The 13,009-nt window shown below is 58.7% G+C and carries 12 protein-coding genes; 4 read left to right on the top strand and 8 right to left on the bottom strand.

Annotation, left to right across the window (positions count from 1 at the left end; genetic code table 11):
* Window positions 1-105: 105 nt before the first annotated feature.
* The gene (locus tag MK208_RS08265) at window positions 106-984 is read right to left on the bottom strand and encodes a LysR family transcriptional regulator (RefSeq protein ID WP_294115784.1); all 879 of its coding nucleotides are present in this window, start codon (window positions 982-984) and stop codon (window positions 106-108) included.
* Window positions 985-1,081: 97 nt separating this feature from the next.
* On the opposite strand from MK208_RS08265, the gene MK208_RS08260 reads away from it, so the two are divergent.
* Complete coding sequence (locus MK208_RS08260) at window positions 1,082-2,392, top strand: aminotransferase class I/II-fold pyridoxal phosphate-dependent enzyme (RefSeq protein ID WP_294115782.1); 1,311 nt, start codon at window positions 1,082-1,084, stop codon at window positions 2,390-2,392.
* Window positions 2,393-2,419: 27 nt separating this feature from the next.
* Here the strand turns inward: MK208_RS08260 and msrQ are convergent, their stop codons facing one another.
* The 6 genes from msrQ to clpB all read right to left on the bottom strand — a co-directional run bounded on the left by msrQ (window position 2,420) and on the right by clpB (window position 10,440).
* Window positions 2,420-3,037: a protein-methionine-sulfoxide reductase heme-binding subunit MsrQ gene (gene msrQ, locus MK208_RS08255; protein WP_294115780.1), complete on the bottom strand. Its 618-nt coding sequence runs from the start codon at window positions 3,035-3,037 to the stop codon at window positions 2,420-2,422.
* A 5-nt stretch (window positions 3,038-3,042) separates the two neighbouring features.
* Window positions 3,043-3,945 carry a protein-methionine-sulfoxide reductase catalytic subunit MsrP gene (gene msrP / locus MK208_RS08250; protein ID WP_294115778.1) on the bottom strand — a complete coding sequence of 301 codons (903 nt, stop codon included), beginning with the start codon at window positions 3,943-3,945 and terminating at the stop codon, window positions 3,043-3,045.
* 177 nt (window positions 3,946-4,122) lie between these two features.
* Complete coding sequence (locus MK208_RS08245; RefSeq protein ID WP_294115799.1) at window positions 4,123-5,607, bottom strand: FMN-binding glutamate synthase family protein; 1,485 nt, start codon at window positions 5,605-5,607, stop codon at window positions 4,123-4,125.
* A gap of 71 nt (window positions 5,608-5,678) precedes the next feature.
* Window positions 5,679-6,347, bottom strand: coding sequence for an HAD family phosphatase (locus MK208_RS08240; protein WP_294115777.1), 669 nt, complete (start codon window positions 6,345-6,347; stop codon window positions 5,679-5,681).
* A complete protein-coding gene (gene dgt, locus MK208_RS08235) occupies window positions 6,347-7,729 on the bottom strand; it encodes a dGTP triphosphohydrolase (RefSeq protein ID WP_294115776.1) in 1,383 nt (460 codons plus the stop codon). Before dgt ends, MK208_RS08240 begins: the two co-directional genes overlap by 1 nt.
* Before the next feature lie 95 nt (window positions 7,730-7,824).
* Window positions 7,825-10,440 carry an ATP-dependent chaperone ClpB gene (gene clpB / locus MK208_RS08230; RefSeq protein WP_294115774.1) on the bottom strand — a complete coding sequence of 872 codons (2,616 nt, stop codon included), beginning with the start codon at window positions 10,438-10,440 and terminating at the stop codon, window positions 7,825-7,827.
* Window positions 10,441-10,695: 255 nt separating this feature from the next.
* Between clpB and MK208_RS08225 the strand changes: the two genes are divergently transcribed.
* The 3 genes from MK208_RS08225 to pyrF all read left to right on the top strand — a co-directional run bounded on the left by MK208_RS08225 (window position 10,696) and on the right by pyrF (window position 12,503).
* Window positions 10,696-10,956, top strand: a complete 261-nt coding sequence (locus MK208_RS08225) for a hypothetical protein (RefSeq protein ID WP_294115772.1) — start codon at window positions 10,696-10,698, stop codon at window positions 10,954-10,956.
* Between the two features lie 384 nt (window positions 10,957-11,340).
* Complete coding sequence (locus MK208_RS08220) at window positions 11,341-11,709, top strand: methyltransferase (protein ID WP_294115771.1); 369 nt, start codon at window positions 11,341-11,343, stop codon at window positions 11,707-11,709.
* Window positions 11,710-11,783: 74 nt separating this feature from the next.
* Window positions 11,784-12,503, top strand: coding sequence for an orotidine-5'-phosphate decarboxylase (pyrF, locus tag MK208_RS08215; protein ID WP_294115770.1), 720 nt, complete (start codon window positions 11,784-11,786; stop codon window positions 12,501-12,503).
* 12 nt (window positions 12,504-12,515) lie between these two features.
* On the opposite strand, the gene MK208_RS08210 is transcribed toward pyrF, so the two are convergent.
* Window positions 12,516-12,995 carry an NUDIX hydrolase gene (locus tag MK208_RS08210; protein ID WP_294115769.1) on the bottom strand — a complete coding sequence of 160 codons (480 nt, stop codon included), beginning with the start codon at window positions 12,993-12,995 and terminating at the stop codon, window positions 12,516-12,518.
* Window positions 12,996-13,009 lie beyond the last annotated feature (14 nt).

The raw sequence follows: 13,009 nt of genomic DNA, 5'->3' as shown, positions 1-13,009 counted from the left end.
TCGGTATCATGGCGGTATCGCGACTGTTTCACGGAGGTGCAGAGAAAGAAGGACAATGAGACTGTCGTTTCCAAAAACTGAAGAGAGAGGACGGGCAATCAAGAACTATAGCAACAGAGGGCCTGACAATAGATCGGCGACCTCCTCCAGCCCCGCCTTGCGGCGAGAGGGATAGGGCAAGGTCATCACCAGAGCCTTGCCAGTTGGTACCTCATTCTCTGACACCCGACACAGGGCGCCGGTCTCGATCAATGGCGCAATCAGGCAGCCGTGGGCCATCAACAAACCCGCGCCGGATTTGGCTTCTTCCACGGCCAGTCCATAAAGAGAGTACTTGGGACCCGCCGTTGGATCTCCTACATCCGTTCCCGTACCCTCAGACCAGAGACGCCAATCTTCGGACCAGGTTTGATCATGCAGGAGAGGCGTGTCGGTGAAAGCATGGCTGTCTAACAAAACGGGCGCGCAGACTGGGAATAGGACATCCTCTGCCAGTATCCGTTCTTCTGGGTTCTCTGTCGGATTGTCGATGAACAGTGCGACGTCAAACAGGTCTCGCGTGAGACTGGGCGGGGCCTCCATCGCGGATACCGAGATCTTCAGCTCAGGACGGAGCGTGCGCAGATGGCCCAAGCGCGGCGGCAACCAGAGCTGGGCCACGGATGGCAATGCGGCGATGTGGATTTCGGAGGTTGGACTGAGATTTCGTAGGGTCTGTGTGGCCTTCGCCATTTCGTCAAAGGCCCGCGTGAAAGCCTTAGCCACGTCGCGACCTTCTGCCGTCAACGTCACCCCCTGTGCCTGCCGACGAAACAGAGTGACCTGCGCCCAGGCCTCTACCGCTTTGATGTGTTGCGACACCGCCCCAGGGGTCACCCCCAGCTCCTCCCCCGCCGCGACAAAACTTTGAAAACGGGCGGCAGCCTCAAACGCACGCAGGGCGTTCAAGGGCGGACCTTTGGGGCGGTTGGGCAGAACAGACACGACGTAGCCTTAGTTTTTCTACGCCAAGAAATAGCAAATCTGATTTGCGTTGTCAGGGGAGGCTGTCACTTTGGGATCAAACATAGAGGGGTGAGACATGACATTGGATTTCAGAGACTGGGTGCCGGCGGCAAGTGAAACCCTGGTGCGCGACATTGCCAAAAAGACGGCGGAGACATCGGCGACGGATATTCTGGATCGGATCGAGGGCCTCGCTGCCAAAAACCGCGACATTCATGAGCGGGAGTGTTTCAACCTCAACCCCGCCACCAATGTGATGAACCCACGGGCCGAGGCGCTTTTGGCCTCCGGCATCGGGTCGCGCCCGTCGTTGGGTTACCCCGGCGACAAATACGAAATGGGGCTCGAGGCGATTGAAGAGATTGAGGTGATTGCCGCGGAACTGGCCGCCGAGGTGTTTGACGCCAAGTTTGCCGAGATCCGCGTGCCGTCAGGCGCGATTGCCAATCTCTATGGGTTTATGGCGACCTGCGAACCAGGCGACACAATCATTGCGCCGCCCGCAACGATTGGCGGGCACGTGACTCATCATGTGGCCGGCTGCGCCGGACTGTTTGGACTGCGCACGGTGATGGCCCCGACGGATGCGGATGGCTACACGGTGGATTTGGACGCATTGCGGGCGCTTGTGTTGAAGGAGCAGCCGAAGCTGATCACCATTGGCGGCAGCCTGAACCTGTTTGAACATCCGGTGAAAGAAGTGCGCGCGATTGCTGATGAGGTGGGTGCCAAGGTGATGTTTGATGCGGCCCACCAATGCGGGATCATAGCAGGCAAGGCCTGGCGGAACCCGCTGACCGAAGGGGCGCATTTTATGACCATGAGCACCTACAAGAGCCTTGGCGGCCCTGCAGGTGGATTGATTGTCAGCAATGATGCGGAGATCGCCAAGGCGCTGGACGCGATTGCCTTCCCCGGCATGACGGCCAATTTTGATGCGGCCAAGTCGGCGGCGCTGGCAGTGACGATGCTGGACTGGCGCAGTTTTGGAGCGGCTTATGCGCAGGAGATGATTGCCATGGCGCAGGCTTTGGCGGCGGCGTTGGACGCCAAGGGCGTGCCGGTGTTTGCGGGACGCAACGGTCACACGCAGTCCCATCAGTTTGCGGTTCTGGCGGAAAGCTATGGCGGCGGACAGGCAGCGTCCAAAGTTTTGCGTAAGGCGGGGTTCCTGGCCTGTGGCATTGGACTGCCTGTCGCCGAGGTCGCGGGCGACATGAACGGGCTGCGCATTGGCACGCCGGAATTGGTGCGCTGGGGTATCACAGCGGCGGATGCCGACCGTTTGGCCGGATTGATTGCTGCGGGTTTGGCTGGTGACGATGTGGCCGCAGAGGTCAGCGCCTGGCGGCAGCGTTTTGACACGGTCCAGTTTGTGCACAGCTAAAGAAAGAGGGCGGCGCGAGCGTGGGGCTCACGCCGCCTGACGGTTCGCCGGCGGCGCGGCGCGTTTCTTCGGCAGCTTGCGCATTGCGATCAAGCCAATGACCAGCGCGAGATAGATGTAAGGCTCATATTCAAAGCCCTTGGTCTGCATGATGTAATGCACCCCCCCCAGCGCCACGGCGAGATAGGTTGCTTTGTGCAGCTTACGCCAGCGCGGGCCAAGCTTGCGGATCGACAGGTTGTTGGACGTAATCGCCAGCGGCAGCAGGATCAGCAAAGAAACCATGCCGACAATGATGTAGGGGCGTTTGATGAGGTCGGCTTTGACTTGGCTGAGGATCTGCACATCCAGCACCATCCAGACAAGGAAGTGCAGCAGGATGTAGAAAAAGGCGATCACACCCAGCGCCCGGCGCCAGCTCAGGAAGTTGAGCTTGGTGAAGCGGCGCAGAGGGGTAACCAGCAGGATCGCGATCAACACTTGCAAGCCAACTTTGCCCAGCGCGTGCTCCATCGCCTTGACTGGGTCAACACCCAAGCCGCCGGTGAAGCCCGCATAGAGCAGCCAAGTCGGATAGGCCGCCCCAATCAGATAGAGCAGCCAGCTGGGCGTTTTGCGCACAAGAGTGTTTATGGTGTCGATCATGGATTTCAGTAGTTTTTGCGCAGGTCCATGCCTTCGTAAAGGCTGGCGACCTCTTTCTCATAGCCGTTGAACATCAGGGTTAGGATGCGTTTGGCAAAGAAGCCACCGCCAATGGGACGCTCGGAGGCTTGGGACCAACGAGGGTGGTCCACCTCTGGGTTTACGTTGGAGTAGAAGCCATATTCACCGGGGATGGATTTGTTCCAGCTGGTGGGCGGCTCTTTGTCGGTCAGCGTGATGCGCACGATGGATTTGATCGATTTGAAGCCGTATTTCCACGGCACCACCAGACGGATCGGCGCGCCGTTTTGTTTGGGCATGTCTTTGCCGTAGATGCCTGTCGCCATCAGTGTGAGCGGGTGGTTGGCCTCATCCAGGCGCAGGCCTTCGACGTAGGGCCAATCCAGGAAAGGCGAGTTCTGGCCAATCATTTCTTTGGGGCGGTAGAGCGTTTCGAAGGCCACGTATTTGGCGGAGGATTTCACGCCCGCGAGGTCCAGCAGGTCTTTCAGCTCAAAGCCGTTCCATGGCACCACCATCGACCAGGCTTCAACACAGCGGAAGCGGTAGATGCGCTCCTCAATGGTCATTTTGGAGAGGATGTCTTCGAGCGCGTAGTCGCCGGGGCGGTCGACCAGACCGTCGATCTTGATGCTCCAAGGCTTGGTGGTCAGGCGGTGGGCGTGTTTGGCGGGGTCTTCCTTGCCGGTGCCGAACTCATAGAAGTTGTTGTACTGGGTGATGACGTCAAAATCTGTGGGGGTAAGATCGGTGGCTGCGTGTGCTTTGGGCGCAAAGGCTGCGAGGCCGAGACCTGCCATACCGGCCATGACCTGGCGGCGGTTCAGATAGGCGGACTTGGGGGTCACGTCGTCAAGTGTGAGGTCATTGGTCCAGCGGTGCGCCATGTGGGGTCTCTCCTATTGCGTTGAGAGTCTGATAGCGCAGGTGTTGGGACCCACGCCACACAAGCATGGTCACGATGGTGTGGGGCGATTGTAACGTTTGGCGCGTTTGAGATGTGTTGGAAGTGGGGGCCAGCCCCCACACCCCCGGGATATTTGAAGACTGAGAAGACAGAGGGGCTACATGGCACCGGGCCGGGGGAAGACCTCGTTCATTGGCACGGAGCGGCCGTTGGGTTGCACCAGTCGCACATGGCGGCGGCGCAGTTTGCGGGGCTCGGACACGCCGACGGAATGAGCGATGACTTCAACCTCTTTCACCAACGCCTGGGCATAGCGCGCCACGCGCGGGGCTTTGCGGTCCACAACCAGACCCTTCTGGAAACGTGGGTCATGGGTGGTGATGCCGGTGGGGCAGGTATTTTTGTTGCACTTGAGCGCCTGAATGCAGCCCAGCGCAAACATGAAGCCACGGGCGGAGACCACGAAGTCTGCGCCTGCCGCGAGCGCCCAGGCGATGTCGCCGGGATTGACCAGCTTGCCCGAGGCGATCAGGCGGATGCGGTCGTGCAATTCGAACTCATCGCGTAGATCCGCCACCAGAGGCAGCGCCTCGCGCACAGGCATACCCACCAAGTCCATCAACGGCATGGGCGCGGCGCCAGTGCCGCCTTCGCCGCCATCGATGGTGATGAAATCCGGGGCCATGTCGGCACCACGCCGGGCGATGGTTTCAAAGAACTCGCGCATGGTGAGTTCCGCGCCAACCACGGTTTTGATCCCCACCGGCTTGCCGGTGACCTCGCGGATGTGGGCGAGGAAATCCAGCAGATGGTCAAAGTTATCGATCTCTCGGTGGCGGTTGGGGGAGATGCCATCCTGCCCGACCTGAAGCCCACGGATTTTGGCGATCTCTTCGGTGACCTTTTCGCCCGGAAGGATGCCGCCTTTGCCAGGCTTGGCGCCCTGGGCCATTTTCACTTCGAACATGCGAATGTTTTTGTGACTGGCGATCTCACGAAGTTTGGCGTCATCCAGCCCCCCTTCCGCATTGCGCACGCCAAATTTAGCGGTGCCAATTTGATAGACCAGATCGCAGCCGCCTTCGTAGTGAAACGGGCTGACGCCACCTTCGCCGGTGTTGAGCCAGATGCCTGCCGCCGCAGCCCCATGGCTGAGCGCCTGCACTGCTGGCTTAGACAACGCGCCGTAACTCATGCCGGAGATATTGAAGAAGGACGGCGCAAGGTATGGCGTGCGGGCGGTGGGGCCAATCAGCAGCGGCTCTGACTTGGCATATTCATCGTCCAGCGGCGGGAACGGATCGTTCACAAAAATCGGCGTGCCCGGCACGTTGAGATTGCGGGTGGAGCCAAAGGCGATGGTGTTGGATTTGCCCTCCCCTGCCCGGCCAACCCACTCGCGTTGGGCACGGTTGAACGGCAGTTCCTCGCGGTCCATGGCAAAGAAATACTGCCGGAAGAACTCGCCCAGCTCCGAGAAGATATGGCGGAAGCGGCCAATCACAGGATAGTTGCGCCGGATGGCGTCGCCGGTCTGGTTGCGGTCGACAATGAAGAGGATGATCGCCGCCACAACCAGAAGCGCGAAGATCAGCACAAAGGTCAGGCCGAGAAATTCCACCACATCAAAGGCTGTTTCCATTGTGCTTTCCATGACTGGCTCCCTTCTGGCGCGTCACACCTAAAGTGCCGCCCGTTTAGGGCGAGAGCAAGTCACGATTGGGCAACAGCCGCGTGAGGCAAGTGCAACAATTTTGGGAGTTTACGCATGTCGTCAAACAGTACGTCACAGATGGGTGCGAGGCGCGTTGGATTGGATTCAGCGACATAGCCTAAGGTGCGCATGCCGGCAGCTTTGCCTGCTTTCGCACCCGATGTGCTGTCCTCAATCACGACGCATCGCGCCGGTGCGATGTCAGCCAATTTGGCGGCATACAGATACACATCCGGTGCGGGCTTGGGTGCAGGCACATCCTCGCGGGAGTAAATACGGCCGCCAAAGCGTTCTTTGAGGCCGCAGGCCGTCAACGTGATGTCCATCTTGGCATGAGGCCCATTGGAGCAAACCGCATAAGGTATGTGGGCACAGTCCAGATGGTCCAACACCTCCGTGACACCCGAGATCACCTCGCACTGAGCTGCAAGTCCGGCAAACATCTCGCCATAGATGAGATCTAGCCAATTGCTTTCGAGAATGGCGCCCATCGATTGCGCCGTATCGCGCACGCCAGCCATGGTGCCACCCACAAAGAGAGTGACGATTTGTTCCAAAGGAAGACACAGGCCACGCGCGGCGAGGTTTTTCTGAATGATGCGATTGGTGACAGTTTCGCTATCCACCAGCACGCCGTCGCAATCAAACAGGACGAGGTTCGGCGTCATCAGGCAGTTCCAGAAACCAACTTCGCCACTTCTAGCGCGTAACGATCGGTCATACCTGAAACAAAGTCGGCCATGGCGTGCAGAGCTTCGTAGTTAGAGGAAACACCCCGCATATCCAGCGCTACTGCCCGCACCAGTTGCCGCTCGTAGTCAGGCAAATTGCCGTCATCCCAGCCCGCATTTTTCAACGCTTCATAGGCAGGCAAAATGCCATCCAGAACAGTACAGATCAGGTTCCGTCCCCGCACCTCGAGCTTGGTTTTACGAGGGGCCACGAAGAGCTGCTCATTAGCCACTTCCCGAATGTCGCGGAACTTTTGACCAAGCGCGGAGTCATTCATCAACTCTCCGGAATAACGCCCTTCCATAATCGCATCGTATTGCTCCTGGAAGGCAACCACACAAGCGTCGATCGCACAGCCAATTGCCCGGGCCCGAAGGTAGCTGATGTGTTCGTATTCTGTGTAGGTTCCTAAATCGTTTGGCTTCTTGCCAATCAGGGCCGACAGCAGTGACTCCACCTGCGCAAAACTGAGATCACCAGCGCTAAACCCATCCTCCAGATCAACGATGTTGTAGCAAATGTCATCGGCAGCCTCGACAAGGAACACCAGAGGATGGCGGCGCCACCAAATATGGCCTTTCTCCGTGCGCTCCTCGATCAAGCCCAATGCATAGGCAGTTTGGGCAAATATCTCTTGCTCACCTTCAAAAAAACCAAACTTCTTCGCCCCTGCATAGATGTGATTTTTCACCTCCGAGGCAGGAACTCCCTCAGCTGCTTTTTCCGACTTTAGCGCTTTGGAGCACGCTGCCGACATCGGGTACTTGGTAAAGGCCCCAATAACAGCATTGGAAAGGTCCATGCCGCGCTCACCGCGGTACATCTCCAGCCGAGTGAGGATACGGTAACCTTGCGCATTGCCTTCAAACTTGGAAAATTCTTCCCACAGAGTTTCATCCACGCCTTTGAACAACCCTTCAGACGTTTCAAATCGCTCTTTATACCACGCGCCAATGGTGGCTTCCCCAGAATGGCCAAACGGTGGATTGCCAATGTCATGCGCCAAAGCAGCTGCGTGAATATTGCCAGCGACCCGATGCGCCTCTCCGGGCTGGATGTCGCCCCGTTTTTCCAGCCAGTGACCAACCTGCATGCCCAAATTGCGCCCCACGCTCGCCACCTCAGAAGAGTGGATCATGCGGTGGCGCAGATGGTCGTTGGCATATAGCGGATGCACCTGCGTTTTATTGGCCAGCCGGCGGAAAGACGCAGAGAAAATAATGCGGTCAGCGTCCTGCGTGTAGTTCGGGCGACCCGGGTCTTCTGGCAAGCCTGGTTTGCCCGGACGTTCCGCGTTCAACAGTTTTTGCCATGTCATCCGTTGTGTCATCGTGCCTTGCCGTTCTGTTGTATCGTCATCTCATAAAAAAGGCCCGCCAACGCGGCAGGCCTTTGATGTGTTGTACCTAACAGTTAATGCACGACGGCGTCATCCGGTTTTGGATTGTCGCTGCTGCCCACCCGATCGCCGATCAGCAGGCCTTCGGCCCCGGCTGTGACCGGCACGGTGTCTCCATCTTTGATGTCGCCAGCCAGCAGAGCCTCGGCCAGCGGGTTTTGCAGCGCGCGCTGCGTCACACGCTTCAATGGACGTGCGCCAAAGACCGGATCATAGCCCTCATCGGCCAGCCATTTCTTGGCACCGTCGTCCAGCTCCAGGCCGATTTTGCGACCGGCGAGGCGCTTTTTCAGGCGCGCGAGCTGGATGTCGACGATGCCGTCCATGTCCTGCCGTCCCAGCCGGTCAAAGATGATGGTCTCATCCAGGCGGTTGAGGAACTCAGGCCGGAAGTGGGCGCGCACGGCGTCCATCACGTCGCGGCGCGCGTCAGAAGCATCCGCGCCTTCGGGCAGTTGGCTGAGCGCCTGTGCGCCGAGGTTCGACGTCAGGATGATCAGCGTTTGCTTGAAGTCCACCGTGCGGCCTTGGCCGTCGGTCAGCACACCGTCATCGAGCACCTGCAGGAGCACGTTGAAGACATCCGGATGCGCCTTTTCGACCTCGTCAAACAGCACCACCTGATAAGGGCGACGGCGGACGGCCTCGGTGAGTACACCGCCTTCATCATAGCCGACATAGCCCGGAGGGGCACCGATCAGACGGGCGACCGCGTGTTTCTCCATGAACTCGGACATATCGATGCGCACCATGGCGTTGTCGTCGTCAAACAGGAACTCGGCCACCGCTTTGGTCAGCTCGGTTTTACCGACACCGGTTGGCCCCAGGAAGAGGAACGAGCCCAATGGGCGGTTCTCATCGTTGAGCCCCGCACGCGCACGGCGCACGGCGTTGGATAGCGCGGTCACAGCAGAGTGCTGACCAATCACGCGGCGGTGCAGGTCATCTTCCATGCGCAGGAGTTTCTCGCGCTCACCTTCAAGCATTTTGGAGGTTGGGATACCGGTCCAGCGCTCGACCACTTGCGCGATCTGTTCCGGGCGCACGGCCTCTTCGACGGTCACCTCGCCTTCGGCGCTTTCGGCCTCTTCGAGCTTTTTCTCCAAGTCCGGGATCACGCCATAGGACAGTTCCCCCGCGCGGGCGAGATTGCCTTCGCGTTTGGCGATGTCCAGATCGGCACGGGCCTGATCCAGCGCCTCCTTGATGTTTTGCGCCGAGGCGAGCTTGTCCCGACCGGCCTGCCATTTGGCAGTCATCTCGGAGGATTTTTCCTGCAGATCGGCCAGATCCTTTTGCAAGGTTTCCAGACGGTCCTTGGAGGCCGCATCGTCCTCAAGCTTGAGCGCCTCTTCTTCGATCTGCAATTGCAGGATCTGACGGTCGAGTGCGTCGAGCTCTTCGGGTTTGCTGTCCACTTCCATACGCAGACGCGACGCCGCCTCGTCCACGAGGTCGATGGCTTTGTCCGGCAAGAAGCGGTCGGTGATGTAGCGGTGGCTCAAGGTAGAGGCCGCAACCAGCGCCGCGTCAGAGATGCGCACACCATGGTGCAGCTCATACTTCTCTTTGATGCCGCGCAGGATGGAGATGGTGTCCTCGACGGTGGGTTCTTCGACCTGAACCGGCTGGAATCGACGCGCCAGGGCGGCGTCTTTCTCCACATATTTGCGGTATTCATCGAGCGTCGTGGCACCGATACAGTGCAGCTCGCCCCGAGCCAGCGCAGGCTTGATCAGGTTGGCCGCATCCATCGCGCCATCGGTTTTACCGGCGCCGACCAGCGTGTGCATCTCGTCAATGAAGAGGATGATTTCGCCAGCGGCTTCTGTCACTTCGGTCAGAACCGCTTTCAAGCGTTCCTCAAACTCACCCCGGTATTTTGCACCGGCAATCAGCGCGCCCATATCGAGCGCCAAAAGCTTCTTGTTGCGCAAGGATTCGGGCACGTCGCCGTTCACGATGCGCAGGGCCATGCCTTCGGCAATCGCGGTTTTACCCACGCCCGGCTCCCCGATCAGAACGGGGTTGTTTTTGGTGCGGCGGCTCAGAACCTGCATCGCTCGGCGGATTTCATCGTCCCGACCAATGATCGGGTCGATTTTGCCTTCGCTGGCACGCTCGGTAAGGTCCTGCGCGTATTTCTTGAGCGCATCATAGCCCTCTTCCGCCGAAGCAGAATCAGCCGTGCGGCCCTTGCGAATGTCGTTGATTGCGGCATTCAGCGCTTGGGCCGTGACGTTGGCACCGTCCAGCGCGTCTTTGGCTTTGGATTTCACCATCACCAGCGCCATTAGAATGCGCTCCACCGGCACAAAGCTGTCGCCCGCCTTCTTGGCCAGCGCTTCGGCCTCCGCCAGCACTTTGGCGGTTTTGTTGTCCATATAAGGCTGGCCCGTGTCGCCAGACACTTGCGGCAGCTTATCCACCGCAGCGTCAATCGCGGAGCGCACCATTTGTGGCGCGCCACCGGCGCGGGTGATCAGATTGGCCGCAAGGCCCTGATCATCGTCCATCAATGCTTTTAGAATGTGTTCGGGCACCAAACGCTGGTGGTTTTCCCGCATCGCAATGGTCTGCGCAGCCTGAATGAAACCACGGGACCGTTCCGTGAACTTGCTCAAGTCCATGGGTATCTCTCCTTCTTGTAAGCGCCCCTCGTCGGTATTGGCGCCCGCTTTGCGGCACGCCCCTGTGTAGGCCTCACCTGAGATGTGGGGAACAGATCAAAACAGATCAAGATGTTCGCCGGTGAAAATCGAATGCTTTTGAAGGGTTGCACAGGTCAGTGCGAAAATGGTGCGAAAATTCCCCTAATTTGAGACAAATTTCGCCCTAATTCTGAATCACAGTGCTCACAAGAGCAGACAAGAAAGGGCCGCACCATGCATGTGACCGAGATTCAGATTTCCAACCCAACCTACCGCCAGACCCTTGGTGAGCTGTCCGCTGTGGTCAGCCTGAGCGATGAGTCCCGCGATGTGCGCCTGCATTGCGCAGTCCAAGCCGAGGAAGATCGCCCAAAGGGGGCCGGTCGTTTGGCATTGATCAAAGAGGCGCTGCGCCAACTGAGCCGCATGCCGGAAATCCGCGCGGGCCGCGAAGAGCTGTCCTTTGCGCCGGGTGTCTATCCCAACGAGGGGTAACTGGACAAGGCGCCGACAGCAGCAGAGACTGCATCTATGGCGACTATGAAAAGCATCCGCACGCGGTCTACATTGCGCGACATCCTTGAAGGTCAGCCCCAGCATCTGGGGCTGATTGTGTTTTTGGTTTTGGGTGCTGGTGCGTTGGTGATCCCCAACTTCCATGTACGCCCCACATTTCTCGGATTTCCCATGCGCGGATGGACGGGTGTTAGTATCGGCTTGGCCATTTTGCATCAGGTGTTGGTTGCGATAGTGTTTCGACTGCAGTTGCATAGAAACTTGCTAACCAGAGTGCTCGGAGAGAATGACCTGAGAGTTTGGACCGTTGTGTTCATCCCGCTACTCATTGCACGGCCAATCACAGTTCTTATCGTCGGTCAGATGGATACCACCTCGACGGGAGCACCCCAATGGCTCAATTGGGGGCTGGGCGTGGCGTTTGTCGGCGTGGCGATCTACGGCATGCACTCGGTGTTGCGCTACTTCACCATCCGCCGCGCCGTGGGGGGCGATCATTTCCGCGAAGAGATTGCAGCGATGCCTTTGGTGAACGAAGGTGTTTTCAAATTCACCTCCAACGCCATGTATGGGCCTATCTTCCTTGGGCTTTGGGGCATTGCGCTGTTGTGTGACAGCTGGAATGCGCTTGTGGTGGCGGCGTTTCAGCATGTCTATATCTGGGTGCATTACTATTGCACGGAAAAGCCGGACATAGAGTGGATCTACGGTAACCGCGCCAACACCGGCTAAGCCTTGCGGCACAGGGCGCGTGGCGCTAGAAGGCAGACGTTTGCTTTGCCCCTAGATAGCCCGGAGATACCGCCATGACCGCTGATGACCGTCTGATTGTTGCCCTTGATGTGCCAAACCTGCTGCAAGGTCAGGAACTTGTGGACCAGATTGGCGATGCGGTGAGCTTCTACAAGATTGGCCTTGGCATGTTGACCGGCGGCGGTCTGGCATTGGCCAATGAGCTCAAGCAGGAGCGCGGCAAGCGCATTTTCCTCGACATGAAGCTGTTTGACATTGGTGCCACCGTTGAAGCGGCGGTGCGTGGTCTGGCGCAGTTTGATCTGGATTTCCTGACCGTGCATGGCGATCCGCATGTGGTGGCAGCCGCAAAACAAGGCGCAGCGGGCAGCAACCTGAAGATTCTTGGCGTGACCGTGCTGACCTCTCTGGATCGGGGTGATCTGGACAACTGTTTGATCAAAGACGGCGCGATTCCTGATCTAGTGGTGGAGCGTGCTGGCAAGGCGTTTGAGGCCGGTGCAGATGGGGTGATTGCGTCGCCGCAAGAGGCTGCGATGATCCGCGCGCTGCCGGAATCTGAGGGGCGCTTGATTGTGACCCCAGGTGTGCGCCCGGCGGGCGCAGCGCTCGGCGATCAGAAACGAGTGGCCACTCCGGCCAATGCCGTGGCTGATGGTGTAGACCATATTGTGGTGGGACGTCCGGTGTGGACCGCAGAGGATCCACGGGCCGCAGCGCAAGCCATTGTTGCGGAGATGAACTCAGCACAAGCTCAGCAGCCAAACCGCTAAGCCCAGTGTGCTTTAAGCACAGGCGGCCATTGGAAGTGTGAAATTCTGCGGACTGTCCGGATGCGTGTCGGCGAGGAAATCGGCGAGACGTGTCTGGAAATGTGGGATGCCTTTGGGGTGGGTGAGATACTCGCGCGGAGACATGAGCTTCACCCGCTGACCTTCATCGCCAAGCACAATGTGCTTTTTCATGTCCGCAGGCAGTTGCGCGGCAAAGAACCATGTGAAGTGGTCGTGACGCTGATACCGGCGGGCCCAGATCACGTCATGATCGGACAGGGTGAGGCCAATCTCTTCTTCGGTTTCACGCAGGGCACAGGTAAGAGCGGCCTCGTCGCCTTCGCGGCCGCCGCCGGGGAAATCCCAGTAATCCGGCCAAGGAATGGTGGCGATGTCATCACGCAGCACAGACACCAGCTTGTCTCCCACAAACACAATCAGCTTGGAGCCGCGATAGGCCCTGTCAGGGAAGTTCGGGAATGCTATAGTCATGGCGCTATCCGATA

The sequence above is a fragment of the Shimia sp. genome, assembly GCF_022448905.1.
Lineage (GTDB): Bacteria > Pseudomonadota > Alphaproteobacteria > Rhodobacterales > Rhodobacteraceae > Shimia.
This window is presented reverse-complemented; position numbering and strand designations above follow the sequence as displayed.

Bases quoted from the DNA above. Each gene is read 5' to 3' on its own strand.
- msrP (WP_294115778.1), bottom strand. From the start codon at position 3,945: ATGGCGCACCGCTGGACCAATGACCTCACACTTGACGACGTGACCCCC.
- pyrF (WP_294115770.1), top strand. From the start codon at position 11,784: ATGACCGCTGATGACCGTCTGATTGTTGCCCTTGATGTGCCAAACCTG.
- MK208_RS08245 (WP_294115799.1), bottom strand. From the start codon at position 5,607: ATGGAAACAGCCTTTGATGTGGTGGAATTTCTCGGCCTGACCTTTGTG.
- clpB (WP_294115774.1), bottom strand. From the start codon at position 10,440: ATGGACTTGAGCAAGTTCACGGAACGGTCCCGTGGTTTCATTCAGGCT.
- MK208_RS08210 (WP_294115769.1), bottom strand. From the start codon at position 12,995: ATGACTATAGCATTCCCGAACTTCCCTGACAGGGCCTATCGCGGCTCC.
- MK208_RS08225 (WP_294115772.1), top strand. From the start codon at position 10,696: ATGCATGTGACCGAGATTCAGATTTCCAACCCAACCTACCGCCAGACC.
- dgt (WP_294115776.1), bottom strand. From the start codon at position 7,729: ATGACATGGCAAAAACTGTTGAACGCGGAACGTCCGGGCAAACCAGGC.
- msrQ (WP_294115780.1), bottom strand. From the start codon at position 3,037: ATGATCGACACCATAAACACTCTTGTGCGCAAAACGCCCAGCTGGCTG.
- MK208_RS08260 (WP_294115782.1), top strand. From the start codon at position 1,082: ATGACATTGGATTTCAGAGACTGGGTGCCGGCGGCAAGTGAAACCCTG.
- MK208_RS08220 (WP_294115771.1), top strand. From the start codon at position 11,341: ATGGATACCACCTCGACGGGAGCACCCCAATGGCTCAATTGGGGGCTG.
- MK208_RS08240 (WP_294115777.1), bottom strand. From the start codon at position 6,347: ATGACGCCGAACCTCGTCCTGTTTGATTGCGACGGCGTGCTGGTGGAT.